At 64.8% G+C, this 24,015-nt stretch carries 21 protein-coding genes and 5 pseudogenes; 17 read left to right on the top strand and 9 right to left on the bottom strand.

Translation table 11 applies throughout. The features are described from left to right. The 4 genes and pseudogenes from WAO18_RS11890 to WAO18_RS11875 all read left to right on the top strand — a co-directional run. A pseudogene (locus WAO18_RS11890) lies at positions 1 to 397 on the top strand (rRNA cytosine-C5-methyltransferase); the annotation flags it as partial. Positions 398 to 407: 10 nt separating this feature from the next. Beyond that, a complete protein-coding gene (gene rpe / locus WAO18_RS11885; protein ID WP_422206477.1) occupies positions 408 to 1,097 on the top strand; it encodes a ribulose-phosphate 3-epimerase in 690 nt (229 codons plus the stop codon). Positions 1,098 to 1,140: 43 nt separating this feature from the next. After that, positions 1,141 to 2,124, top strand: coding sequence for a bifunctional diaminohydroxyphosphoribosylaminopyrimidine deaminase/5-amino-6-(5-phosphoribosylamino)uracil reductase RibD (ribD, locus tag WAO18_RS11880; protein ID WP_422206480.1), 984 nt, complete (start codon positions 1,141 to 1,143; stop codon positions 2,122 to 2,124). A gap of 154 nt (positions 2,125 to 2,278) precedes the next feature. Then, the gene (locus WAO18_RS11875; RefSeq protein ID WP_422206476.1) at positions 2,279 to 2,587 is read left to right on the top strand and encodes a DUF4333 domain-containing protein; all 309 of its coding nucleotides are present in this window, start codon (positions 2,279 to 2,281) and stop codon (positions 2,585 to 2,587) included. 161 nt (positions 2,588 to 2,748) lie between these two features. Here the strand turns inward: WAO18_RS11875 and mddA are convergent, their stop codons facing one another. From mddA to WAO18_RS11860, 3 genes are read right to left on the bottom strand one after another with little or no spacing between them, the layout of a single operon-like run. Continuing rightward, entirely contained in the window at positions 2,749 to 3,582 is an 834-nt protein-coding gene (mddA, locus tag WAO18_RS11870) for a methanethiol S-methyltransferase (protein WP_422206475.1), read from the bottom strand. A 53-nt stretch (positions 3,583 to 3,635) separates the two neighbouring features. Beyond that, positions 3,636 to 5,183: an MFS transporter gene (locus WAO18_RS11865; protein ID WP_422206474.1), complete on the bottom strand. Its 1,548-nt coding sequence runs from the start codon at positions 5,181 to 5,183 to the stop codon at positions 3,636 to 3,638. Further along, positions 5,180 to 5,896: an LppX_LprAFG lipoprotein gene (locus tag WAO18_RS11860; RefSeq protein ID WP_422206479.1), complete on the bottom strand. Its 717-nt coding sequence runs from the start codon at positions 5,894 to 5,896 to the stop codon at positions 5,180 to 5,182. The genes WAO18_RS11865 and WAO18_RS11860 overlap by 4 nt, the downstream gene beginning before the upstream one ends. A gap of 84 nt (positions 5,897 to 5,980) precedes the next feature. On the opposite strand from WAO18_RS11860, the gene WAO18_RS11855 reads away from it, so the two are divergent. Both WAO18_RS11855 and WAO18_RS11850 read left to right on the top strand, forming a co-directional pair. Further along, the gene (locus tag WAO18_RS11855) at positions 5,981 to 6,574 is read left to right on the top strand and encodes a riboflavin synthase (RefSeq protein WP_422206473.1); all 594 of its coding nucleotides are present in this window, start codon (positions 5,981 to 5,983) and stop codon (positions 6,572 to 6,574) included. Positions 6,575 to 6,610: 36 nt separating this feature from the next. Beyond that, a complete protein-coding gene (locus tag WAO18_RS11850; protein ID WP_422206472.1) occupies positions 6,611 to 6,742 on the top strand; it encodes a hypothetical protein in 132 nt (43 codons plus the stop codon). Positions 6,743 to 6,788: 46 nt separating this feature from the next. Here WAO18_RS11850 and WAO18_RS11845 read toward each other — a convergent pair whose 3' ends face one another. After that, on the bottom strand, positions 6,789 to 7,076 hold the full coding sequence (locus WAO18_RS11845; RefSeq protein WP_422206471.1) for a hypothetical protein: 288 nt from the start codon (positions 7,074 to 7,076) through the stop codon (positions 6,789 to 6,791). Positions 7,077 to 7,456: 380 nt separating this feature from the next. On the opposite strand from WAO18_RS11845, the gene WAO18_RS11840 reads away from it, so the two are divergent. The 5 genes and pseudogenes from WAO18_RS11840 to WAO18_RS11820 form a co-directional block, all read left to right on the top strand. Continuing rightward, on the top strand, positions 7,457 to 8,734 hold the full coding sequence (locus WAO18_RS11840; RefSeq protein WP_422206470.1) for a bifunctional 3,4-dihydroxy-2-butanone-4-phosphate synthase/GTP cyclohydrolase II: 1,278 nt from the start codon (positions 7,457 to 7,459) through the stop codon (positions 8,732 to 8,734). Between the two features lie 16 nt (positions 8,735 to 8,750). Beyond that, positions 8,751 to 9,230 carry a 6,7-dimethyl-8-ribityllumazine synthase gene (gene ribH / locus WAO18_RS11835; protein WP_422206469.1) on the top strand — a complete coding sequence of 160 codons (480 nt, stop codon included), beginning with the start codon at positions 8,751 to 8,753 and terminating at the stop codon, positions 9,228 to 9,230. After that, positions 9,227 to 9,697 carry a PH domain-containing protein gene (locus tag WAO18_RS11830; RefSeq protein WP_422206468.1) on the top strand — a complete coding sequence of 157 codons (471 nt, stop codon included), beginning with the start codon at positions 9,227 to 9,229 and terminating at the stop codon, positions 9,695 to 9,697. Before ribH ends, WAO18_RS11830 begins: the two co-directional genes overlap by 4 nt. A 250-nt stretch (positions 9,698 to 9,947) precedes the next feature. Beyond that, complete coding sequence (locus WAO18_RS11825) at positions 9,948 to 11,498, top strand: PE-PPE domain-containing protein (RefSeq protein ID WP_422206467.1); 1,551 nt, start codon at positions 9,948 to 9,950, stop codon at positions 11,496 to 11,498. Positions 11,499 to 11,657: 159 nt separating this feature from the next. After that, positions 11,658 to 12,548, top strand: a pseudogene (locus WAO18_RS11820) (adenylate/guanylate cyclase domain-containing protein); the annotation flags it as partial. On the opposite strand, the pseudogene WAO18_RS11815 reads toward WAO18_RS11820, so the two are convergent. The 5 genes and pseudogenes from WAO18_RS11815 to WAO18_RS11795 all read right to left on the bottom strand — a co-directional run. Continuing rightward, positions 12,541 to 12,753 (bottom strand): annotated as a pseudogene (locus WAO18_RS11815) (MmpS family transport accessory protein); the annotation flags it as partial. The pseudogenes WAO18_RS11820 and WAO18_RS11815 overlap by 8 nt on opposite strands. Beyond that, positions 12,722 to 12,895: pseudogene (locus WAO18_RS11810) on the bottom strand (carotenoid oxygenase); the annotation flags it as partial. The pseudogenes WAO18_RS11815 and WAO18_RS11810, both read right to left, overlap by 32 nt. 527 nt (positions 12,896 to 13,422) lie before the next feature. Further along, positions 13,423 to 13,569, bottom strand: a complete 147-nt coding sequence (locus tag WAO18_RS11805; protein ID WP_422206466.1) for a hypothetical protein — start codon at positions 13,567 to 13,569, stop codon at positions 13,423 to 13,425. Positions 13,570 to 13,644: 75 nt separating this feature from the next. Beyond that, positions 13,645 to 14,946, bottom strand: a complete 1,302-nt coding sequence (locus tag WAO18_RS11800) for a cytochrome P450 (RefSeq protein WP_422206465.1) — start codon at positions 14,944 to 14,946, stop codon at positions 13,645 to 13,647. 329 nt (positions 14,947 to 15,275) lie between these two features. Next, positions 15,276 to 16,691, bottom strand: coding sequence for a cytochrome P450 (locus WAO18_RS11795; RefSeq protein WP_422206464.1), 1,416 nt, complete (start codon positions 16,689 to 16,691; stop codon positions 15,276 to 15,278). Between the two features lie 247 nt (positions 16,692 to 16,938). On the opposite strand from WAO18_RS11795, the pseudogene WAO18_RS11790 reads away from it, so the two are divergent. The 6 genes and pseudogenes from WAO18_RS11790 to WAO18_RS11765 all read left to right on the top strand — a co-directional run. Continuing rightward, positions 16,939 to 17,103, top strand: a pseudogene (locus WAO18_RS11790) (PH domain-containing protein); the annotation flags it as partial. Between the two features lie 31 nt (positions 17,104 to 17,134). Continuing rightward, entirely contained in the window at positions 17,135 to 18,604 is a 1,470-nt protein-coding gene (locus WAO18_RS11785) for an HNH endonuclease signature motif containing protein (protein WP_422206463.1), read from the top strand. A gap of 206 nt (positions 18,605 to 18,810) precedes the next feature. Beyond that, positions 18,811 to 20,331, top strand: a complete 1,521-nt coding sequence (locus WAO18_RS11780; protein ID WP_422206462.1) for an adenylate/guanylate cyclase domain-containing protein — start codon at positions 18,811 to 18,813, stop codon at positions 20,329 to 20,331. Between the two features lie 337 nt (positions 20,332 to 20,668). Then, positions 20,669 to 22,648, top strand: a complete 1,980-nt coding sequence (uvrC, locus tag WAO18_RS11775) for an excinuclease ABC subunit UvrC (RefSeq protein ID WP_422206461.1) — start codon at positions 20,669 to 20,671, stop codon at positions 22,646 to 22,648. An 11-nt stretch (positions 22,649 to 22,659) separates the two neighbouring features. Next, positions 22,660 to 23,586, top strand: coding sequence for an RNase adapter RapZ (gene rapZ / locus WAO18_RS11770; protein ID WP_422206478.1), 927 nt, complete (start codon positions 22,660 to 22,662; stop codon positions 23,584 to 23,586). Then, positions 23,583 to 24,015 (top strand): gluconeogenesis factor YvcK family protein (locus tag WAO18_RS11765; RefSeq protein ID WP_422206460.1); only part of this gene is annotated, 433 nt, incomplete at its 3' end. The genes rapZ and WAO18_RS11765, both read left to right, overlap by 4 nt.

The following is a 24,015-nucleotide window of genomic DNA, read 5'->3' as shown; positions in this document are numbered from 1 at the left end:
GCGCAGCAGCGGCCTCGAGCCCGGCTTCGACCGGGTGCTGGTCGACGCACCGTGCACCGGTCTGGGTGCGCTGCGGCGCCGACCCGACGCGCGCTGGCGACGTCAGCCGGCGGACGTGCCGGCGTTGACCAAGCTGCAACGTGAGCTGCTGGCGGCTGCCATCGCGCTGACCCGGCCCGGCGGCGTGGTCCTGTATGCGACCTGCTCGCCGCATCTGGCAGAAACCGTCGGGGTAGTGGCTGACGCGTTGCGCCGGCATCCGGTGACCGCGCTCGATGCCCGGCCGTTGTTCGAGCCGATCGCAGATCTGGGCGACGGCCCTTACGTTCAGCTCTGGCCGCATCGCCACGGCACCGACGCCATGTTCGCCGCAGCCCTGGAAGTTGGCCCCCAGTAAGCTCACGTTCATGTCAGGCAAGACAGACCGGCCGCTGATCGCGCCGTCGATACTGTCGGCTGATTTCGCTCGGCTGGCCGCCGAGGCCGCCGCCGTCGAAGGCGCCGACTGGCTGCACGTCGACGTGATGGATGCGCACTTCGTGCCGAACCTCACAATTGGCCTGCCGGTGGTCGAAAGCCTGTTGGCCGCCAGCGATATTCCAATGGACTGCCACCTGATGATCGAGGATCCCGACCGTTGGGCGCCGCCGTACGCCGAAGCCGGCGCCTACAACGTCACCTTCCACGCCGAAGCCACCGATAACCCGGTCAGCGTCGCCCGCGACATCCGCGCTGCCGGTGCCAAAGCGGGACTGAGCATCAAACCCGGCACACCGCTAGACCCCTATCTGGACATCCTCAAGGACTTCGACACGTTTCTGGTGATGTCGGTCGAGCCTGGTTTCGGCGGCCAGAGCTTCATCCCCGAAGTGCTGAGCAAGGTGCGCGCAGTGCGCAAGCTCGTCGACTCCGGCGAGCTGACGATCCTGGTTGAGATCGACGGCGGCATCAATGCCGACACGATCGAGCAGGCTGCCGAGGCAGGTGTCGACTGCTTCGTCGCCGGATCGGCCGTCTACGGTGCCGAGGACCCGGCGGCTGCGGTCGAGGCATTGCGGCGACAGGCCGGCGCCGTGTCACCGCACTTACGCCGATGAGCCGCCGGTGAGCACGGAGGCGGCCATCAGCTACGACGCCGCAATGCAACTGGCCGTTGAGCAGGCCGCCCTGGTCAAGGGGAAGACCTATCCCAACCCGCCGGTCGGCGCAGTGATCCTGGATCGCGATGGCCGCGTCGTCGGCGTCGGCGGCACCCAGCGGACGGGCAGCGCCCACGCCGAGGTGGTGGCACTGCGCCGAGCGGGTCGGCTGGCCGAGGGCGGCACCGCGGTCGTCACGCTGGAACCCTGCAACCACCACGGCAAGACGCCGCCGTGCGTGGATGCGCTCGTAGAGGCCGGTATCGCAGCGGTGATTTTCGCGGTCAGCGACCCCAACCCGACCGCGTCCGGTGGTGCCGCTCGGCTGGCCGCCGCCGGGGTGCGCGTCGTCGGCGAAGTTCAAGCCGATCTGGTCACGGTCGGACCGCTGCGGGAATGGCTGCACAAGCAGCGCACCGGATTGCCCCACGTGACCTGGAAATACGCCACCAGCATCGACGGGCGAAGCGCCGCCGCCGATGGGTCGAGCCAGTGGATCACCAGCGAAGCCGCGCGCGCCGACGTGCATCGCCGGCGGGCCACCGCCGACGCGATCGTGGTCGGCACCGGCACGGTGCTCGTCGACGACCCGACGTTGACCGCACGGCTGGCTGACGGCGGTCTCGCCGAGCGCCAGCCGTTGCGCGTGGTGGTGGGTAAACGCGACATACCTTCGGAAGCAAAGGTTCTCAACGACGATTCCCGCACCATGGTGATTCGGACGCACGAACCGTCCGAGGTGCTCAAAGCGTTGTCCGATCGCACCGACGTACTGCTTGAGGGCGGGCCCACGCTCGCCGGGGCATTCCTGCGCGCGGGGACCATCGACCGGATCCTGGCCTATGTCGCGCCGATCCTGCTCGGCGGACCGATCACCGCGGTCGACGACGTCGGAGTGCCGAGTATCGCGCGGGCGTTGCGCTGGCGCTACGACGGCGTCGAACGGGTGGGTCCGGACCTGGTGCTGAGCTTGGTGCCGCGATAGACGTTAAACGCCTTCCCGGTATCGCGGCACCAAGCTGGTTCAGCCGGCCAGGCCGCTCGTAACGGTAAGTGCTGAGCATCGGCCTGCGCGGAAACTGTGAATAGCTGGAGGCCGGTACCGCATACTTGGGCCTGATGAAAAGGGGTCACGTTTGATGCGAAAGCTCGGCCTGAAGTGTTGTGTCGGTGTGCTTGTCAGCGTCGCGGCTCTGCAACTCACCGGCTGCGGCAAAACAGTCAAACCTGACAGTGCCGCGAAGACGGTTTACGACGTCGTCTCCCGGCAGACCGGATTCAAGCCCAACGATGTGCATTGCCCGGCGGGGGTCAAAGCCAAGTTGGGCGGCGAGTTCGACTGCGGTTTCACCGGCCCGGAGGGCCCTTACGTCGCGCACATGCGTATCACCAAGGTTGACGGCGACGACGTGGAATTCGACGTCAAAACCCAGCCGCGTTCGCCGTAACCTGCGGAGGACACTGTGCACAACGCTTGGTCTACGGTCGAATTCGTCGCGGTGCTCGTGCTGGGAATCGCTGGGGTGCAAGCTCTTATCTGGATTCCGATCATCGCGTGGTGGCGGCGCCGGGCCCCCGCCATCAGGACCGCGGGGTCGGGGCAACCGACCTAGCCTGTTTGACGGGTCCGTCGAGAACGACCGCCGAAGCCCGGGACCAGCATCGGAACGCGGCGACGGTAGTCGCGGTACTCCTCCCCGAACACGCGGGTAAGGTCGCGCTCCTCGAATCGCACCGCCAGCACGATGTAGCCGGTCGTAGCGACAGCAAAGAGTAAGTGCCCCAACGTCATCCGCGGTGTAGTCCAGAACGCGATCAGAAAGCCGACGTACAGCGGATGCCGAACCACTCGGTAGAAAAATGGTGTCGTGAACTGATGCTCAGCGAGCCGCCGCCCTCGCAGTCGAGCGAACACCTGTCGCAGGCCGAACAGATCGAAATGATCAATGAGCAAGGTGCTCAGTAGGGCAATCGCCCACCCAGCAAGACCGGTGACGATCAGGACAGTTCGCCACGGCTGAGCGCTGACTAGCCAGATGTCGTCGGTGATGGGGTGCCAGGCCGCGATGAGAACGATCAGACAGACGTTGGAGGCAAGGACGTAGGTGGACCGCTCGGCGCTGGGCGGAACGACGCGGGTCCACCAGCGTTTGAAGCCTTGCCGCGCCATGACGCTGTGCTGGACCGCGAACAGAGCAAGCAACGCCGCGTCGATGACCACTGCCGTGACGGTGAGTGTGCCATCGCCGAGGCCGCCGCGATCGACGCTCTTGCCCACGACATGCACGGTGCCGACCGTGAAGTCGGGGTCGACGACGAACGCGATCAGATACAGAAAAGTGAGCAGGAACAGCGCGTACGCAAATATGCCGTAGGCCGCAGTTAGGACACCGCCGGCGAAACTGCCGGCCGGCTGCGATGGGGACCCATCGCGCAGAGCCACATCAAGATTGTGCTCCGTTTTTCGGCGCAAATACAAGCCGCTCGGCGAAACGCTTAGACCCGAGGCGCGACGGGTTCGGCTTCCAGGGCTTCGGGCTCTTGGGCATGCTCGCTGCGGCTGCCGATCAACAGACCCAACAGCGCACCTACCGCGCAGACGACTACGGTGACCTTGAAGATTCCGCCGTACATCTGAGCGAACGCTTCGCGATACATGGTGGCTTGATGCAGAACGCGTTCAGCAAGGCTGGCTTCGGCCGGCACCTCCGACGCCAATTTCGCAACGAGTTGCGGCAATTGGTAAAAGCCCCACGCACTCAATGAGGCCACCCCGATCAGCATGCCGGTCATGCGAGCGACCACCACCGCGGCCGAAGCGATGCCGTGCTGCGCCGATGGCACTACCCGCAGGCTGGCCGACGTCAGCGGGGCGATCACCAGGCCCAATCCGATGCCGGCAATTGCCAGGTCGGTGTCCAACGCGGGTAGTGACAACCCAAAGATGTTGTGGCGGAAGCTCAATAGGTCAATCGACCACTTGGAGATGAACCAGTAGCCGCCTGCGGCGATCAGCAGACCCATGAAGGCCACCGTCCGGTCGCCAACTCTGGTTGCGATCGCACCTCCCACCAGCGCGCCGATCGGCAGCGCCGCCAGGAACCACAGCAACATCATGGCGGCGTGGTCCTGGTCCTTGCCGAGCACACCTTGGGCGAAGAGTTCCACGTCGACCAGCGTCACCATCAACGCGGCACCCGCGCACAGCGAAGAGCCGAGGGCGGACAGGAACGGCCGGAAATGCACTCCGGCGGGTTCGATCAGCTTGGTCCGGGAGAACCGTTCCCACACAAAGAAAAGCACCGCGAAGACGACGGCCGCGATAATAAGCGGCGGGCCGTAGCTGGGCAGCGCATGTATGCCGTCGGGATTGGCGTTGTACAGACCGATGACCGCCAAACCCAGAGTGATCGCCAGCAGCAAACCGCCAACAATGTCGATCTTCTCCGGCTCGGCACTGCGGTCCCGGGACGGCAGGCTGAAGTGAATCATCACCATTGCGGCCAGCGCCAGCGGCACGTTGATCCAGAACACGTCCTGCCAGCGACTGGTCAGCCAGACGATGAAGATTCCGTAGAGCGGGCCGAGCACGCTGCCCAGCTCCTGCGCGGCACCGATGCCGCCGAGGATTCCGGCGCGGTTGCGCTGGGCCCAGAGGTCGGCGCCGAGCGCCAGCGTCACCGGCAACAACGCGCCACTGGCGACGCCCTGGACGGTGCGGCCGACCACCAGCACATCCAGATTGGTGGACAGCGCGGTGATCACCGACCCGATCAGGAAGGTGGCCAGGCTGACCTGCAGCAGCAGCTTGCGGCCGAATCGGTCGGAAGCCCGGCCCAGCAGCGGCATCGCCGCGATGTAGCCCAACAGATACCAGGTGATGATCGGGGTGATGCGCTGCAGGTGATTGATCGGGATGCCGATGGTCCCGATGATGTCGCGCATGATGGTGACCACCACGTAGGTGTCGAGGGCGCCGAGCAGTACGGCAAGGCTGCCGGCGCCTATCGCGACGCCGCGGCCTGCGTGATGTGACGCCGTCACGGGGCGACAGGGGGCTTAGTGACCTGCACCGGGGCGTTCCAGTTCGACAGCGTCATCTGGACCGAGTTGCCCGGGCTCTGCTCCAGCTGCGCCTGGACCAACTGGTGATCCCCGTTCTCCTCGATCCACACGGTCGTCGGCGCCGGCTGCGTGGCCTTCAGTTGCGGTGCAAGGCCATTCACCGCATCCGCCGATGCCGTGCCGGTGATCTTGATGGTGGTCTGGCCGCCAACGGTCTCGCGCGACTCAGCCTTCGGGCTGCTCAGATTGGTCAGCACATTGGCTACGCCGGTGTCCGGCTTGAGGATCGAGGACGGGTCGTAGATCGCCGCCGCGGGGCCGAAGCTTTCCCACTGGCCGGGGCTCATCGCCGCGAATAGGGTTCCGCTGTCGACCACGAACTGTGCGTCGATGTCGGAGCCGCCGAATGTGATGCTGGCATTGCCCTGGGCGGCGGTGGCGGGCGTGGTGGTCAGGTCGCCGGTGAGCGTCTTGATAGGCAGGTGCTTGATCTTGCCGTTCACCGATAGCACCAGGTGCACGCTCTTGACGTTTTTGGTGGTTTGGATCGACTCCTTGACCAGGGTCGCCGCGTCCGGCAGTGCACCGCCGGATTGTTTTGAGGACGATGAGCAGCCGCTGACAACAGCGGCGGCGATCGAGAGGGCGGCGAGAACGGCGAGGATTGGGCGACGCGTCTGCATAAGTTGCAGCGTAGCGGGTCGCGCTGAGTCGACTGCGAGTCGCAAGCTGACTGCGGCGTCGCGCGGGGGAGCCACAATCATTAGCCTGAGGCGGTGTTCACCGGAATCGTTGAGGAATTGGGCGAGGTCATAGATAAGGATGACCTGGGCGATTCCGCTCGCTTCACGATCCAGGGTCCGGTGGTCACCGCCGACGCCGCCCATGGCGACTCGATCGCCGTCAACGGTGTGTGCCTGACCGTCGTCGAGGTGCTGCCCGGCGGGCAATTCACCGCCGACGTGATGGCTGAGACGCTCAGCCGGTCCAGCTTGGGCCGGCTGGCCGCAGGCAGCCCGGTCAACCTGGAGCGTGCCGCGGCGGTGAACAGTCGGCTCGGCGGTCACATCGTGCAGGGCCACGTCGACGGCACCGGAAAAATCCTCTCCCGGTCGCCTTCCGAGCACTGGGAGGTAGTACGCATCGGCATGCCCGCCGAACTGGCCCGCTACGTCGTCGAAAAAGGCTCGATCACTGTCGACGGCATTTCGCTCACGGTCTCCGCGCTTGGCGACGACTGGTTTGAAGTGTCACTGATCCCGACCACTCGTGAGCTGACCACGCTCGGTCCCGCTCAAGCCGGAACGCCGGTGAATCTCGAGGTGGATGTCATCGCCAAATATGTTGAACGGCTGATGCAAGCAAAGTAAAGCCGTTACCTGCGACAGAAGGTGGGGAGGTTTTCAGTGAGTGATTCAGTGGCGAATGTCGTCCGACAATTCTTCGCCGCGTTCCCGCGGTCGGACGTGGATGAACTCGTCGGCTTCTTCAGCGCTGATGCCGAGCGCGTCGTCGCTGAGACTTCATCGCCCACCTGACCCCGCGCACCGTCGTCTTGCTCAAGAAACCGCCGCTTGCCGTCGGTTACTTACCACTGCGGACTGGATCGCTGTCGATGTGACGACGGTGGCGTACCGGCGGCGCCGGGTTGGCCGGACCCTGGTTCACCGGTCCCTCAGCACCCGGCATGGGGTCCGGGGGTGGCGGCGGTGCCGGTTCCTCGATCACCGGGACTAGCCCGGAAGCCCAAGCGGGTCCCGCAGGCTTTTCCGGCGGCGCGAGGCCGGCGAACATCGCGCCGGCGAGCACACCGGCGCCGACCAGGCCCACAGTCAAGGCGCGCGCGAATGGCATCGAGGGCAGCGTCGCCATTTGCCCACAGTAACGCTCGATATCGGCGACTTTTCCGGGATTCGCACGCTGTCGCTCAAGCAGCACCGTGTTGTGCGCAAACCGTTACCCGGCGCCGGCGATGGTCGCTCCGGCCATCAATTGCTTCAGTTTCATGGTCCTTCACCTGTCTACTTGGGTATTCAGTCGGACTCTGCCCCCGACGTCCTGAACGCTAGATAGGCTAGCTATGAATTAGCTCGGGAAGGCCTCTGGAAACCTTTTGCGCATGTGCTCGCTGCGAGTCGCCGTAATGCCAGGCCCGCTGAGTGAGCCGTGGCAATAACCAAGGGGACGTGGTGGTTCATACTGAATGCAACACCTGAGGCCCTCGGGTGGGATCTTTTGACGAGGTGGCTGCGATGACGAGGTTGGACTCGGTCGAGCGCGCGATCGCTGATATCGCGGCCGGCAAAGCTGTCGTCGTCGTGGATGACGAGGATCGGGAAAACGAGGGCGATCTGATCTTCGCGGCCGAGAAGGCCACTCCGGAGATGGTCGCGTTCATGGTGCGATACACATCGGGATATCTGTGCGTGCCTCTGGACGGGGAGATCTGCGACCGGCTTGGACTCCTGCCGATGTACGCGGTCAACCAGGACAAGCACGGTACCGCCTACACCGTCACGGTCGACGCCAAAAACGGTGTGGGAACGGGCATTTCAGCATCGGACCGCGCAACAACCATGCGGCTGCTCGCTGATCCGGACAGCGTCGCGGAAGATTTCACCCGGCCCGGCCACGTAGTTCCGTTGCGCGCCAAGGACGGTGGCGTCTTGCGGCGACCCGGCCACACCGAGGCCGCGGTTGACCTAGCCCGAATGGCCGGACTGTCGCCCGCCGGCGCGATCTGTGAAGTCGTCAGCCAGAAGGACGAAGGCGCGATGGCGCAGACCGACGAGCTGCGGGTCTTCGCCGACGAGCACGATCTGGCGCTGATTGCGATCGCCGACTTGATCGAGTACCGCCGCAAGCACGAGAAGCACATCGAGCGGATCGCCGAAGCCCGCATCCCAACCCGGCATGGCGAATTCCGTGCCGTCGGATACTCGAGCATCTACGAAGACGTCGAACACGTAGCGCTGGTCCGCGGCGAGATCGCCGGACCCAACTACGACGGCGACGACGTTCTGGTCCGCGTGCACTCCGAATGCCTGACCGGGGACGTATTCGGCTCACGCCGCTGCGACTGCGGTCCGCAACTGGACGCCGCGATGGCCTTGGTCGCTCGCGAAGGCCGGGGCGTGGTGCTCTACATGCGTGGCCACGAAGGTCGCGGCATCGGTCTGATGCACAAGCTGCAGGCCTATCAGCTGCAGGATGCCGGCGACGACACCGTCGACGCCAACCTCAAGCTCGGGTTGCCTGCTGACGCACGGGACTACGGCACCGGGGCGCAGATCCTGGTCGACCTCGGGGTGCGCTCGATGCGCCTGCTGACCAACAATCCCGCCAAGCGAGTCGGCCTGGATGGCTACGGACTGCACATCATCGAGCGGGTTCCGTTGCCGGTGCGTGCCAATGCGGAGAACATCCGCTATCTGATGACCAAACGTGACCGGATGGGTCACGATCTGGCCGGGTTGGACGACTTTCACGAATCTATCCATCTGCCAGGCGAATTCGGTGGTGCTCTGTGATTCGTAAGCGATGCCTATGAGCGGTGCCGGTGTACCCGACATCGCGTCACAAGACGCATCCGCACTCAAGCTGGCGATCGTGGTGAGCACGTGGCACAAGCAGATCTGTGACGCGTTGCTGGACGGCGCACAGCGAATCGCCGACAAATGGGGCGTCAACAACCCGACGATCGTGCGGGTGCGAGGCGCGATCGAGATTCCCGTCGTCGCGCAGGCCGTTGCCCGCAACCACGACGCCGTAGTGGCACTGGGTGTGGTGATCCGTGGGCAGACACCGCATTTCGACTACGTTTGCGACGCGGTGACCCAAGGGCTGACACGGGTTTCGCTGGACGAATCCACCCCGGTGGCCAATGGCGTGCTGACCACCAACGACGAAGCACAGGCCCTCGACCGCGCGGGACTGCCGGACTCTGCCGAGGACAACGGTGGCCAGGCGACGGCTGCGGCGCTGAGCACAGCGCTGACTCTGCGCCAATTGCGCGGAAAGTCGTGACCGCCAAGCCGGACCAGGACACCTGGGACGTGCAACTGCGACCCCGCCTGACGCCTTACGTCGCCTACGCGGCCGCGGTCGTCATCGTCGCAGCCCACGTTGTGGTGGGCCTGCTGCTCAAGATCGGCTCCACCGGCGTGATCTTTCAGACCTCTGACCAGATCGCGATGGCGGCGCTTGGAGTGGTCCTTGCCGGGCTCGTATTGTTGTTCGCCCGGCCCCGGCTGCGGGTCGGTGCGGCCGGGCTGTCGGTGCGCAATGTGATCAGCGACCGCCTGGTGCCGTGGGACGAGGTGGTCGGAGTGTCGTTTCCGGTCGGCGCACGCTGGGCGCGAATCGATCTGCCCGACGACGAGTACGTCCCGCTGATGGCCATTCAATCCGTCGACAAGGACCGCGCCGTGGAAGCCATGGACACCGTCCGGGCACTGATGAGCCGCTACCGATCTCCGCGCGAGCACACGTGAGGTCCCCTGCTTCGGGATGTGGGCTCACGGATGGGGCGACAACCAACGGACATGGCTAGAGGCGGATAAGCGCCAGCGTCTGTGGTGATCGCACGTGATCGTTGTCTCTAAGTAGTGCTGCACCGAAACCGAGCGATTTGCAGTGGCGCGCTACTGCGATCATCGCACGTCACTTGGGTGATTATTCGCATCACGGAGCGACCCGAAACCGTGGCCATGCTCCCGGCATGACAGCGATGGAGACATGACGATGAGTCCCAAAAATCCGTCGGTCGCGGCGCTCACCTTTAGTGCCGCCATTACTGGTGCGAGCCTGATCGCCGTTACATCGGTGTCGCCACCGGTACCAAATGTCCAGGTCCGCGCCATTCAGCTGACCGACGTTGACACCGCAGATTCGCCGCTCGGTGATGGCACGGCGTTGGTTTTCGGCGGCACCGGCGTCCCGATACCGCCGCCGCAGTTCGTGGAGGCCGCCGACACGCTGTACCTGCGGCCGTTGGGCTTCAGCGGCACCGCCCAATCCGCATTCGAACCCAATGCGTTTTACCCAACCACCGGCGTCAAAAGCCTGGACCTGGCCACGTCGCTGGCTCAGGACCAGCAGATCATGGTCTCCGATATCGAAGGCCAAATAGCCGCCGGGGGGGTAAGCGCCGAGAATCCCGTCGTCGTTTTCGCCTATTCGCAGGGTGCGGATGCCGCCTCGCTGAGCATGTCGCAGCTCCAAGCCGATGGTGTGCCCAGTGACGATGTGCACTTCGTGCTGACCGCCGATGTTCAAAACCCTAACGGCGGCTTTCTGAATACCTTCGATTTTCCAGCCGGTAACACCTCGGCCTTCACCGCATTTGGCGCCCCCTTCGAGCCCCCGACACCGTCTGACCTCTATCCGACCGACATCTACAGCCTCGAATACGACGGTCTCGCCGACTTCCCGCACTACTCGACCAACCTGCTGTCGGACCTCAACGCCGAGCTGGGGTTCTTTCTAGCGCACTTCACGTATCAGGATCTCACCCCCGACCAGATCAACAACGCGATTCTGTTGCCGGGATCCGAGGCGCTCACCGGGGAAGGGCTGACCGACTACTACATGATTCCGAACGACAACCTGCCGATACTGGAGCCGCTGCTGCTGATCCCGCGCATCGGGCAGCCGCTCTATGACCTGCTGGAACCCGATACCCAAATCTTGGTGAACCTGGGCTACGGCAGCATCACCGAGGGCTGGAACCAGGGACCGGCCAATGTGCCCACCACCTTCGGGCTATTCCCCGACATCGATCACACGCAACTCGCCGACGCACTGAGCAACGGCTGGCATCAGGGAGTCACCGACGCCCTCAACGATCTGCAAAACCCGATCAGCTACCAAGACCAGGTCGCGCCGTTGCTGCCGTTCGCGAACTCGTTGTACACATTCGGCGTCGCCCCCGAGAGCCCATCGTTTACTGACACAATCGATGGGCTGTTAAAGGTCGTCGGCTTCCCGCTTTCGGACGTGACGCTCAGCTCATCACCAACCGACATCATCAACGACATCGACGCCACGCTCTCGTACGACTATTCGGCGACGCTCCCGTTTGTCGACGCAGTCAATGCGGCCCTCACCAGTCTGCCCGCATACGATGCGAACATTTTCATCGATCAACTCGATGCCGGCAATTTCCTCGGCGCGATCCTTGATCCGTTGTCCGCCAACACCGCACTGGTCCCATACGACCTGATACTCGGTGCCGCACAAGCCCTGTTCGCGACCCTGGGCACCGCGGTCAACTTCGCAGAACTGTTCTCGTGACTGCCCCGCTCCAGCAGTCGAATATGTGCTGAGCCCAGGCCCTGCTACCCGCTGGCCGGATCGCGACGGTGATAAGCACATGTTGGCTGGCAAGCGGTGACACGATGTCGGCGTGACTGATGCTTATGACGGCAACAGGGCGAAATCTACGGCGGCAGCATGACCTCAGCGAGGTTCCAGTGCGGGTCATGTGCCACCGAGCTGGCGCCAGACTCGCGGTTCTGTAGCAAGTGCGGCGCGCCGATCACGCCAGCCGATACGTCGGCAGAATATAAGCAAGTGACGGTGCTGTTTGCCGACGTAGTGGGCTCGATGGACATCGCGGCGGCCGTGGATATCGAGCGGTTGCGCAACATCATGACCGATCTGTTGGAGCGGTCGGGGGCGGTGGTGCGGCGTTACGGCGGGACCGTCGAGTACACCGGCGACGGGGTGATGGCGATCTTCGGCGCCCCAGTTGCGCTGGAGGATCATGCTTTTCGCGGGTGCCTGGCCGCGCTGGGCATTCAGCAGGAGACCAACCGGTCGGCGGCCGACGTGCAACGCCGCGATGGTGTGGCGCTGCGGCTGCGGGTGGGCCTGAATTCGGGTCAGGTGATCGCCGGTGAGATCGGCTCGGGGTCGCTGGGGTACAGAGCCATCGGCAAGACGGTTGGGTTTGCTCAGCGGATGGAATCGGTGGCGCCCCCCGGCGGGGTGATGCTCTCGGAATCGACCGCTCGGCTCGTCGAGCACACCGTGATGTTGAGTGAACCGCAGTGGATGCGCGTCAAGGGGGCCGATGAACCGGTGCGCGTGCGTCGGCTGCTGGCGATCAGTCCGCGGGATGGCGTAGTGGGGCGTGCCGAGGCGAGCCTAGTCGGCCGGCGCTTGGAAATGGCGGCTCTCGACGCCATGGTGAACCGCGCGGTTGGGGGCCGCGGTGGTGTGGTGACGGTGGTGGGACCGCCGGGCATCGGCAAGTCCAGGGTGGCCCGGGAGGTTGCGGCGCTGGCCGCCGGCCGTGGGGTCGCGGTGTTTTGGGCCTTCTGCGAATCGCATAGCCGCGACGACCGAAGACCTCATAAGTAATCCGCTTGGGTTTGAACGGGGGGCTTCCCAGGTTGGTGTCGGCATACGATTCGCGTTTTCCCGAGCCGAAGCAACTGTGGACCCGGCACACGATGAACCCCCCGGCGATCGCCACTGCCAGGATGAGCGGGGGAATCCACAACCGCGCTAGCGCGCGATTCGCGCAGCTTCCGGTCGGCGAGATCGACGGTCCAGCGGTCAAGTGGGGCCGAGCACTAGTTCGGACCTGCACGGTCGCGGTCCAACATCTTCGGGTGTCCCACGACGTCAACCATGGTGTCGCCGTCGTCGTAGGCGTTCATCGGGTGGAAGACATAGCACCGTTCCGGAGGCCAGCATTCGAGCAACTCTCGGTGCGAGTTCGCTGATCGAGTGCTCCCGCTCGAGCTCTGCTCGGCGTTGCTCAACCCATTTTCTAAAGTGCTCATTCATCAACGGCTTCGCGTCGAAGTCAGGCAGCTCCACCGGCGCGACGTGATCAATGGTCATGGCAGCATCCCTCACATCGATTTGGGAAATGTCCGCAATGGGAATCGTCGCCCGCGTGCGGTGCGACGACCCCAGTAATGCACCACTGCAATCTCGCCCGTTTCGGCGCGGTGGCACTTAGTCGCGATCTTGAGCTCCCGCTTGTTGATGTCAGTGAAGACCCGCATGGCCCGCGGCCGCCGCGAAAGGGTGAGAAGCGGCGCGTGGTGGGCCCAGATAAATCGGGCGCAAAATGGCCGACACTGGCCCGAGGCGACAAGATCTTTGTCGAAGCTACCGGCGGTCGGGCGCGAGTCCCGGCTGTTGACGACGCCATCGCGACCGGCAGGAGGGCCAAAACATCGGCGAATCGTCAAATTGCCGACTATTCTCGAGCCTCGATCATCGCCTCGGTCCAGGCGATGTGTCCTTCGAAGCCAAGCGATTCCGCCATAGCGCGATAGCGACTCACCAAGTCCGGGTAGGCACCATCGTCACCGCGTGCCCGGGATAGCAGCGCGCGCAGACGCATGCGTATCCACTTGCTCCGGCCTCGCGCACCATTGCCGCGTACGCCCGCGCTCAGTCGCGGCATTTTCTTGCCGCCCTATCCCAGCACCACCGTGGCGCCGCGTCCGGGCACGTGGGCGATCCCGCGGCGTCGCACCGGCTCGGGTCGCCGGTTGGTGGGCTGCACCGTGCAGCTGCCGAGCAATGTGCTGAGCACGACGCGCATCTCGTATTCGGCGAATGCCGCGCCAAGACAACGGCGGATGCCGCCCCCGAAGGGGATCCAGGTGTAGGTCCCGGCTCGCTGTTCAAGAAAACGCTCCGGCCGGAATCGTTTCGGGTCGGGGTAGATATCGGGCCGGCGATGCATCAGGTAGATCGAGGGCACCACCGTGACACCGGCCGGCAACTGGATGCCGCCGATCTCCATCGGCGCTTTGAGTCGCCGGGTGACCCGTGAGAGCACCGGGCGTAGCCTCAGCGTCTCTTTTACCACGGCGTCGCAGAACTGGTGTTCGCCGGCATGGATTTCCTCGGTTGACCGGGCCTGGTAATCGGAATGGCGGGCAAGCCGCTCGACGGCCCAGGCGAGCGCTGTCGCCGTGGTTTCGTGCCCGGCCACCAACAGGGTTATCAGCTCGTCGCGGATCTCGACATCGCTCATTGGCCGGTCGTCTTGGTGCCGGGCCTGCAGCAAAATAGAAAGCACGTCGCCGCGGTCGTCGAGGCGGTCGACTCGGCGTCGCTCATCGATCTCGGCGTAGAGCAGGTCGTCGATCCTACTAAAATGCTTGCGCGTCGACGCGGCTCGCGCGTGCCGTGGTCCAAGGACCAACAGCACCTGGCTCGCCATACCCGACAACATCGTCAAGGTCCGCACCAGTTCTGCCCGCAGCAGGTCAAGCCGCTCACCCTCTCCGAGCCCGAACACCGCCCGGAGGATGACCTCCAGTGTCAAGGCCTGCATCCGCGGTTGTAGACGCACCGGCTTCCCGCGTGGCCAGCGGGCGATCTCGGCTTGGGCGACCGCGGCCATCGTCGCGGCGTAGGACGCCAGGTGGTTGCCGCGGAACGGTGGCATGAGAAGGCGGCGCTGCTCCCGGTGTGCATCTTCGTCGAGCAGCAGCACTGAGTGGGCGCCGACCATCGGCAGCAGAATGCGATTTCCTTCCCCGGCGTGCAGCAGCTCGGGTGGCCCAGTGAAGACTTCTTTGACCGCGTCCGGATGGGAGACCATCACCCATGGGGGCTCACCGGCGATCCTCATTGTGAACGTGTCGCCGTAGCGAGCCGCGCAACGCTCCATGAACTCCCAGGGGCGGGCTATCCAAGTGGCCGTCTGAACCGCGACTGGCAGTCGGGGGCCCGGCGGTAGAACATCGAGGGCCAAATCGGTCACCTCCGACCGAATGCCGTGGCGCTCACGCACGGTCCAGGATCTGGGTTGAAACAGCTGTGTGCGGCAATAGTTGACGTGGCACGGAGCACCAGCAGGCCCGCCACCACCGCAACGATCCAGCTGGCGTACAGGGAAAGCCATCGAGTGAGGGTCTTCATCGCCATTTTCAAAAGTTCATGTGCCATGCGATCGGTCGCTTCGGCAAGTCTGCATTGTGCTTTTCCAAACCTGTTTGACCACTCCACCAACCGCCGAGTCCGTCGACGGCGTCGATCGACACGAAATGGTGAATCCTCCGCAGTCGCGGTTGATCGCGGCGCACGTACTGCTCATGAGCGGCTCCTCGCGATCAGGTGCACTCCATTCTTGGGCCGCCGACTCAGCATCGTCTTGATGTCGGCGGGAGGACCGGAAGCAAGGTCGAACGTGAAGCGCTGACTCATGATTGCCGCGATCAGAGCCATCTCCATCGACGCGAAGCTCTGCCCGATGCAGCTGCGGCGACCGCCGCCGAACGGCAGATATGCCGAGTGCGGACGGTCCTTGGCGCCCTGCAAGAACCTGCCGGGATCGAAGGTTTCCGGGTCCGGCCACCAGCGTGGATCGTGGTGAATGTGGTTCACCTGGATGAAGACGGTGGTGCCGCGCCGAATGGGGTGCCCGCCGATGACGTCGTCCTCGATGGCGCGCCGCGCGATGATGCCCCACACCGCGGGGAAGTACCGCTGCGATTCCTGCAGACATGCGGTGGTCCACGGCAACCTACCCAGGTCGTCGACGCCCGGGCGGCGCATCCCCAGCACATCGTCGACCTCTGCGAGCATCCGGTCGCGGGCGCCGGGGTGCAGCGCCATCAGATACCAGAACCAGGACATGGAATTCGCAGTGGTTTCGTGACCGGCGAGCATGAACGTCAGCGCCTCGTCGCGGATCCGCTGGCGTGGCCACGTTCCGCCGCCGGCGTGCAGCAACACGTTGAGCAGATCAGCGGAGTCGGTTGGGTTCGCCCGCCGCTGATCAATCACCGCGTTGACCGCGCGGTCGAGTGCCAGCGTGATGTCCTGCATGTCGCGCAACGGTGGCGGCAGGCGCACGCCCGAGAACGCTAACCAGTTCAGCGTGTCGTAGACCGGACGCGGCATGAGGCCCCATAACCCGAGTCGCTCCAGCCGCTCCGCATGCCGCAGCCCCCGTGTCGCCAGGTCGTCCATGGTCTGGACCAATGGGCCGAAGTCCTGGCTGAACAGGGAATTGGCGACCACCCGCAGGGTCGTCTCGACCATCGTCTGGTGCATGTCGAACTGGGCGCCCGTTCGCAGCGCGTCGGCGACGCCTGTGATCGGGTCGATCATCAGCTCAACGAAGCCGTTGAGGTGACGCCGCGCGAAGGTCGGGTTCAGCACCCCGCGGTGAGCGGCCCAGGAATCGCCCTCGTCGGTGACCAAATTTATGCCTGCGGCGGCTCGAATGGGCTCGTATTCGTTCGACTTGACGTATTTGAGCCGGGCCTCGTGCAGCACGTGATCCACATAGTCAGGGTGGCTAATGGATACGAAACGCCGACCAGCGCAACGAAATCGGATTAGATCGCTGCCTCGTGTCCGGCCCAGGAAACCGTCGCCGGCGTCGAAGCCCACGGTGATGGCCTCGCGGGTCATCGTCCAAGTGCTCAGCCGTTTGGCCGGTGCTGTCCGAGGGCGTGAACCCGTACGGCCGACCTGATCGGTGCACTTTGCGCTACCCATCGTGGTGCCTCCATCGATGTCATGGCGGAACGATGGCCGCCACATAGGGCGCCGAGTTCCATGACGGAAATCGTCGGTTCCGTTGGCTTCGGTGAATCCAGTAACGCGGTACTGCAATTTCGCGTTTCCATGCGGCAGTACTGAGTCGCAACGTTCGCTTCCACAATCGGAACCCCGAAAATGGCGGCGACAACCGCCTGGGCGGTTAGGTGCGGCAACGTGCTAGTGATCACAACGGTGGCTCAAAGTGTCGTTTCCGGTCGGCGCACGCTGGGCGCGAATCGATCTGCCCGACGACGAGTACGTCCCGCTGATGGCCATTCAATCCGTCGACAAAGATCGTGCGGCGGCCGCGATGGACACCGTTCGCAGCCTGCTGGCGCGCTACCGGCCAGACCTGCCGCCGCACTGACTTGTCGTGGGGCGGCTCTATAATCGAACCTATGTTCGAATCGTGGTACGCCTCGCGGCCCACCCTGGAGTCGGCTGCGCTGCTGGATCGAATCCGCGAGGCGGGTCGGGCGGAGGCTCAGGCAGGCGCGCGGCGACTGGTTGCCGTCGGTGAGTTGTTTGTGGTGCGGCTTCGGGATTCGGGAGAGCAGGCTGACTGGGCGATGGACACGTGGGAGGCCGTCGCCGCGCAGGTGGCCGCAGCGCTGCAGTGCAGCATCGCAATGGCCTCGAGTTATCTGCGCTACGCGATGGCGTTGCGAGACCGGTTGCCGGAAGTGGGCAAACTGTTTCAGGCCGGCGATATCGACTACCGCGCGTTCCAGACCGTCGTGTTCAGGACAGACTTGATCACCGATGCCGATGCGCTGATGCGAGTGGATGCGCTTCTGGCGGTGCGGCTTTCGCGGTATCCGTCCTTGACACGCGGTCGGCTTGCCGCCGAGGTCGATCGGGTGGTGGCCCGAGCTGACCGGGACGCGGTGCGGCGAGCGAGGGAGGCCGTTAGGGACCGCTTTCTCGACGTCGACATCGCGGAAACAGGCATCGCGTTTGTAACGGGAAGCGTGCTGGCCACCGCCGGTCGCGCCCTTGACCTTCGACTGGATGAGTTGGCGAAGACGGTATGCGACGCCGACCCGCGCTCGCGCGCGCAGAGACGGGCAGACGCCATGGGCGCGTTGGCCGCCGGTGCAAATCGGCTGGTGTGTGGCTGTGGATCCGCCAACTGCGAGGCCGCGGCGCGTGCATGCAAGAGCAACGTGGTGATTTACGTGGTCGCCGAACAAGCCAGCGTCGACGGCAGTGGAGAGGCACCTGGCGTGGCGCTTGGTGCTGAAGGCTTGATCCCGGCGGACATGGTCGTAGAACTGGCCAAGAGCGCGAAGCTGCAGCCGCTGATTCCGCCGGTCGATGTGCCCGAGCCGCGCTACATCCCGTCGGCCGAGCTGGCTGCCTTCGTGCGCTCCCGCGACCTCACCTGCCGTGCTCCGGGTTGTGATCGCCCGGCCGTCGACTGCGACTTGGATCATACCGTCGCCTACCGCAACGGCGGCAGGACACATGCGTCGAATTTGAAGGCGCTCTGTCGAAAACATCACTTGCTGAAGACTTTCGGGGGCTGGCACGACAAGCAGCTACCCGACGGCACCGTGATCTGGCTCCTTCCCGACGGCCGCACCTATGTGACCACTCCGGGCAGCGCATTGCTGTTTCCGAGTCTCTGCGTGCCAACCGGCGATGTGCGGGCACCAGAACTCAACCGGCCAACTGACTACTGCGGTGAGCGGACCGCGATGATGCCCCGCCGGCGCCGCACTCGTCGGCAAGACCGCGACCAGCGCATCGGCACCGAGCGACGGCGAAACCGCGTTGCGCGCGAAGCTCACCAAGCCGCACGACAAGCCGCCTCATCCGGCCCGGCGCCACCGGGCAACAGCGACTATGAGCTAGCGCCGTTCTGACGGCGGGTCGAAGGTTTATGCAGAGGTGACCGAGAACAGGCGCCATTCGCCGGCACGCCATGAGCTTGTGGGTTCCGCGTTCCTCGAAAACGAGTTCTGACCCGAGCTCGATACCAGCACGTCGCTAGCCCCTGCCAGTGCGCTCACCCGCGCATCGCTCGCCCGACCGGAGGTGGTTTCGGGTGCCTGGCGTTTAGTGTCGCGCCATGGATCGCATCTGGCAGTGGGCGTGGGATCGGCACGGAGCGAGGTACTCGTGGGCGGTCTTCGCGATAACCTCCCTCGCACTACTGCCGGTCTGGCTTGGAGCGGCGCTTCTTGTTGTTGCGTTTGAGCAGTCCGATCGCTACGTCGAGGCGGCTGCCGTCACGGTGGCCGTCGTGGTGGTGATGGTGTACACAGCGGTTCTTCCCGGTGTGGGCCCGAGCGGCCGGGTGGACCGGTGGGCGGCAGGCCGTGAGGCCGATCGGGCGAGGGCATTGGAGGCCACCTACGCCTGGAATCGCCAGGCGGTGGTCAGAACGGTGAGGGCGGGCGCTGTTTGGATCGCACTCCTCTTGGTGGTTGTCGGTGCGATCGCCGGGACGACGGGACCGCGGCTGGTTCAGTACGGGATCCTCGGCGCCGTCTTGGGCTCTGTCAGCTGCCTGGTCATGATTCACAGTTTCGTGGAAGCAACATCGCGACCAGCAAGGATCGCTATCGCCGGTGATACGGGCATCGGCGACGCCCTGCCTCGCTCCCGGCCGACCTTCGCCGCGTGGTCGAACGTGTCCATGCTCGCGGCCACGTTCTCGTTCGCTGTCCTGGCCACGATGCTGGCGACGGTGTTCCATCGGGCCAGTGAGGCTCCCCTGCTCGCTGTCGTGATCGGGGGTGCCTTAACGCTTGCCTTCGCACCGTTCGTCGTGGGCGCTTGTTTCTCCCCGTCGCTGCAACCAATTCGCGATCTTGCCGAAGGAACCGAACGTGTTGCGGCAGGTGACTTCAGCCGACGCCTGCCGGTGGTTCAAGATGACGACCTGGGCGCGCTGGCGGCGTCGTTCAACCGCATGCAAGCCGGTTTGGCTGAGCGCCAACGACTTCAGGTCGCCTTTGGCACCTACGTCGACCCTGCCCTGGCGGCCCGGCTGCTCGAGCAGGGTGACGACACCTTCACCGGCGAACGTCGCGAAGTGAGCGTGATGTTCGTCGACATCCGCGATTTCACCCCGTTCGCGGAGGCCAACACCGCCGAGGACACGGTCGCCCGCCTCAACGCGCTGTTCGAGATTGTGGTGCCTGCCGTCGTCGATGCCGGTGGGCATGTCAACAAGTTCCTTGGCGACGGCGCTCTGGCCGTCTTCGGCGCTCCGAACGATCTCGTAAATCATGCCGACGCCGCAGTGCGGGCGGCTGTTCTGATTCACCGCCTCGTCACCGAGCGCTTCGGCGGCGAGCTTCGGATCGGTATCGGCATCAACACCGGCCTGGTGATCGCTGGCACTATCGGCGGTGCAGGCAAGCTCGAGTTCACCCTGATCGGCGACACCGTGAACGTGGCTGCCCGCGTCGAACAACTCACCAAGACCACGGGCGACGCGATCCTTCTCACCCACCAGACCGTTGATGTCCTGGCATATCGACCACCTGGACTCACCGAGCGGGGATCGCACGCCCTCAAGGGCAAATCCGCCGCCGTGCAGGTCTTCGGCCTCGACCCACGGGCCGACGCTGTCTCGGGCTGACGTTAAAACGTACTGAAGACAATCGCTGCTACCACCCACGGAGTGCGTTACAAATCGGGGCCTCCACCCGGGCGGCAAGGTCTACGTCTCCTAGATAAGACCAGGGAGGCCGCCACGGATATCGGCCCAGCCGTTGAAAGTTGCACAATGCAGCAATCGCGAGTTGAAGATGCCAACCCGCACGCGCCGACAGAGCCGCGCTCACCGAGTCGAGGCAGAGCGTCGACTCAATCGGCGTCTCCGCGTCGCTGCCGAGCCCACACCCGGTTACGACACCGCACCGCCGCGCTTCTAACGGCGAGCCCACTGTCGATGGCACGGACTAGCCTTGGACACCGTGGCTGATCCCGCGACCTATCGCCCTGCTCCCGGGTCCATCCCGGTCGAGCCCGGCGTGTACCGATTCCGGGATCAGCACGGACGGGTGATCTACGTCGGCAAGGCCAAGAGCCTGCGCAGCCGATTGACCTCGTACTTCGCCGATGTCGCGAGCCTGCATCCGCGTACTCGGCAGATGGTGACCACCGCCGCCAAGGTGGAGTGGACGGTGGTCAACACCGAGGTCGAGGCGCTGCAGCTGGAATACAACTGGATCAAGGAGTTCGACCCGCGGTTCAACGTCCGCTACCGCGACGACAAGTCCTACCCGGTGCTCGCGGTCACGCTCAACGAGGAGTACCCCCGGCTGATGGTCTATCGAGGCCCGCGTCGAAAGGGAGTCCGCTACTTCGGACCGTACTCGCATGCCTGGGCCATCCGGGAGACCCTGGACCTGCTGACCCGCGTCTTCCCGGCCCGCACCTGTTCAGCCGGAGTGTTCAAGCGGCACAACCAGATTGACCGCCCCTGTCTGCTCGGCTATATCGACAAGTGCTCGGCACCGTGCATCGGGCGGGTCAGCGCCGAGCAGCACCGGCAGATCGTGCTGGATTTCTGCGACTTCCTGTCGGGCAAAACCGACCGGTTCGCCCGCGGTCTCGAACAGCAGATGCACGCCGCCGCAGAAGATCTGGATTTCGAACGCGCGGCGCGGTTGCGCGACGATCTGGGGGCGCTGAAGCGAGCCCTGGAGAAACAGGCCGTCGTGCTCGGCGACGGCACCGACGCTGATGTCGTCGCGTTCGCCGACGACGACCTGGAAGCCGCCGTACAGGTGTTCCACGTCCGCGGCGGGCGCGTTCGTGGTCAGCGTGGATGGATCGTCGAAAAGCCCGGCGACCCGGGTGATTCCGGCGAGGCGCAGCTCGTCGAACAATTCTTGACCCAGTTCTACGGCGATCAGGCCGAACTCGATGGTGCTGCCGACGAATCCACCAACCCGGTGCCCCGTGAGGTGCTGGTGCCGTGCGTGCCGCCCAATGCCGAAGAGTTGACCACCTGGCTGTCCGGGCTGCGCGGCTCACGGGTGAACTTGCGGGTTCCGCGGCGCGGCGACAAGCGGGCGTTGGCCGAAACCGTGCAGCGCAACGCCAAAGAGGCGCTGCAACAGCACAAACTGAAGCGGGCCGGCGACTTCACCGCCAGATCTGCTGCGCTGCAGAATATTCAAGAGGCTCTGGGGTTGGCTGACGCCCCGCTGCGCATCGAGTGTGTCGACATCAGCCACGTCCAGGGGACCGATGTAGTCGGGTCGCTGGTGGTATTCGAGGACGGGCTGCCGCGCAAGTCTGACTACCGCCACTTCGCGATCCGGGAAGCGGCCGGTCACGGTCGTTCCGACGATGTCGCGTCGATCGCTGAGGTGACCCGGCGTCGCTTCGTGCGCCACCTTCAAGATCAAGAGGACCCGAAAGTCCTTTCACCTGAAGGCAAGTCGCGTCGATTTGCCTACCCTCCCAACCTCTACGTGGTCGACGGCGGCGCGCCACAGGTGAACGCCGCCAGTGCGGTTCTCGATGAACTGGGCATCACCGACGTCGCTGTGATCGGACTCGCCAAGCGGTTGGAGGAGGTGTGGGTGCCGTCGGAACCCGACCCGATCATCTTGCCGCGCAACAGCGAGGGTCTGTACCTGCTGCAGCGAGTGCGGGACGAAGCCCACCGGTTCGCGATCAACTACCACCGCAGCAAGCGGTCCAAGCGGATGACCGCGTCGGCGCTGGATGCGGTGCCGGGCCTGGGTGAGCATCGCCGCAAGGCATTGGTTGGCCATTTCGGGTCACTGGCCCGCCTCAGGGAGGCTACGGTCGACGAGATCACCTCCGTTCCGGGTATCGGGGTTGCGACGGCGACCGCGGTGCTTGCCGCGCTACGAGGCCGCGCCACCGGATCGGATGCTGCAACGGAAGACCGGATCGCTGAACGGGCATCGGGATGACGGGCGAGGGGATGGACGGGGCGAATCAGGCTGGGTCGCTGGATCAGGCCGACAACCACGGTGGCGCAAACGAATCTGGCATCGACGTCGTTCTGGTTACCGGTTTGTCGGGCGCCGGGAGAGGGACCGCCGCCAAGGTCCTCGAGGACCTCGGCTGGTATGTCGCCGACAATCTGCCGCCCCAGCTGATCACCCGAATGGTGGACCTCGGACTGGACGCGGGATCGCGGATCACACAGCTGGCCATCGTGATGGACGCCCGTTCTCGCGGTTTCACCGGCGACCTGGACTGGGTGCGGAATGACCTGGCGACCCGCAACATCACCCCGCGGGTCGTGTTCATGGAGGCCTCCGACGACATGTTGGTGCGCCGCTACGAGCAGAACCGACGCAGCCATCCCCTGCAGGGGGAGCAGACACTGGCCGAGGGCATCGCCGCCGAGCGCGAGATGCTCGCTCCGGTTCGCGCGACCGCCGACCTGGTCATCGACACCTCGACACTGTCGGTGCGCGAGCTGCGGGAAAGCATCGAACGCGCCTTCGGCGGCGAGGCGGTCGCTCAGACCAGCGTCACCGTGGAGTCGTTCGGGTTCAAGTACGGTCTGCCGATGGACGCCGACACCGTGATGGACGTCCGGTTCCTGCCCAACCCGCACTGGATCGACGATTTACGCCCGCACACCGGCCAACATCCCGCGGTTCGCGACTACGTGCTTGGCCAGACCGGCGCGGCGGAGTTCCTGGAGACTTACCATCGATTGCTGTCCCTGATTATCGACGGCTATTGCAGGGAGGGGAAGCGCTATATGACCGTGGCGATCGGCTGCACCGGAGGTAAACACCGCAGCGTCGCGATCGCCGAGGCTTTGGCGCAGCTCCTTGAATCCGACAAGCAGCTGACGGTGCGGGTATTGCACCGGGATCTGGGCCGCGAATGAGCCCGCGGATTGTCGCCCTCGGCGGAGGACACGGCCTGTACGCGACGCTGTCTGCTGCCCGGCGACTCACGCCGCATGTCACCGCGGTCGTCACAGTTGCCGACGATGGCGGCTCGTCGGGACGGCTGCGCAGCGAGCTCGAGGTGGTGCCGCCGGGCGACCTGCGAATGGCATTGGCCGCCTTGGCTTCTGACAGTCCACAGGGGCGACTCTGGGCAACGATCATGCAGCATCGTTTCGGTGGCAGTGGTGCGCTGTCGGGACATCCGATCGGCAACCTGCTGCTCGCCGGCCTCAACGAGGTGCTCGCCGATCCGGTCGCCGCGCTCGACGAAGTTGGCCGGATCCTGGGTGTGCGCGGCCGGGTGCTGCCGATGTGTCCGATCGCTCTTCAGATCGAGGCCGACGTCTCCGGTCTGGAAACCGATC

Origin of the sequence: Mycobacterium sp. (genome assembly GCF_049278535.1) — a bacterium.
Classification (GTDB): domain Bacteria; phylum Actinomycetota; class Actinomycetes; order Mycobacteriales; family Mycobacteriaceae; genus Mycobacterium.
This window is presented reverse-complemented; position numbering and strand designations above follow the sequence as displayed.

Coding starts and splice junctions, on each gene's coding strand:
- rpe (WP_422206477.1), top strand. CDS start 408: ATGTCAGGCAAGACAGACCGGCCGCTGATCGCGCCGTCGATACTGTCG.
- ribD (WP_422206480.1), top strand. CDS start 1,141: ATGCAACTGGCCGTTGAGCAGGCCGCCCTGGTCAAGGGGAAGACCTAT.
- WAO18_RS11875 (WP_422206476.1), top strand. CDS start 2,279: ATGCGAAAGCTCGGCCTGAAGTGTTGTGTCGGTGTGCTTGTCAGCGTC.
- WAO18_RS11845 (WP_422206471.1), bottom strand. CDS start 7,076: ATGGCGACGCTGCCCTCGATGCCATTCGCGCGCGCCTTGACTGTGGGC.
- WAO18_RS11840 (WP_422206470.1), top strand. CDS start 7,457: ATGACGAGGTTGGACTCGGTCGAGCGCGCGATCGCTGATATCGCGGCC.
- ribH (WP_422206469.1), top strand. CDS start 8,751: ATGAGCGGTGCCGGTGTACCCGACATCGCGTCACAAGACGCATCCGCA.
- WAO18_RS11825 (WP_422206467.1), top strand. CDS start 9,948: ATGAGTCCCAAAAATCCGTCGGTCGCGGCGCTCACCTTTAGTGCCGCC.
- WAO18_RS11805 (WP_422206466.1), bottom strand. CDS start 13,569: ATGCGTCTGCGCGCGCTGCTATCCCGGGCACGCGGTGACGATGGTGCC.
- WAO18_RS11795 (WP_422206464.1), bottom strand. CDS start 16,691: ATGGGTAGCGCAAAGTGCACCGATCAGGTCGGCCGTACGGGTTCACGC.
- WAO18_RS11785 (WP_422206463.1), top strand. CDS start 17,135: ATGTTCGAATCGTGGTACGCCTCGCGGCCCACCCTGGAGTCGGCTGCG.
- WAO18_RS11780 (WP_422206462.1), top strand. CDS start 18,811: ATGGATCGCATCTGGCAGTGGGCGTGGGATCGGCACGGAGCGAGGTAC.
- rapZ (WP_422206478.1), top strand. CDS start 22,660: ATGGACGGGGCGAATCAGGCTGGGTCGCTGGATCAGGCCGACAACCAC.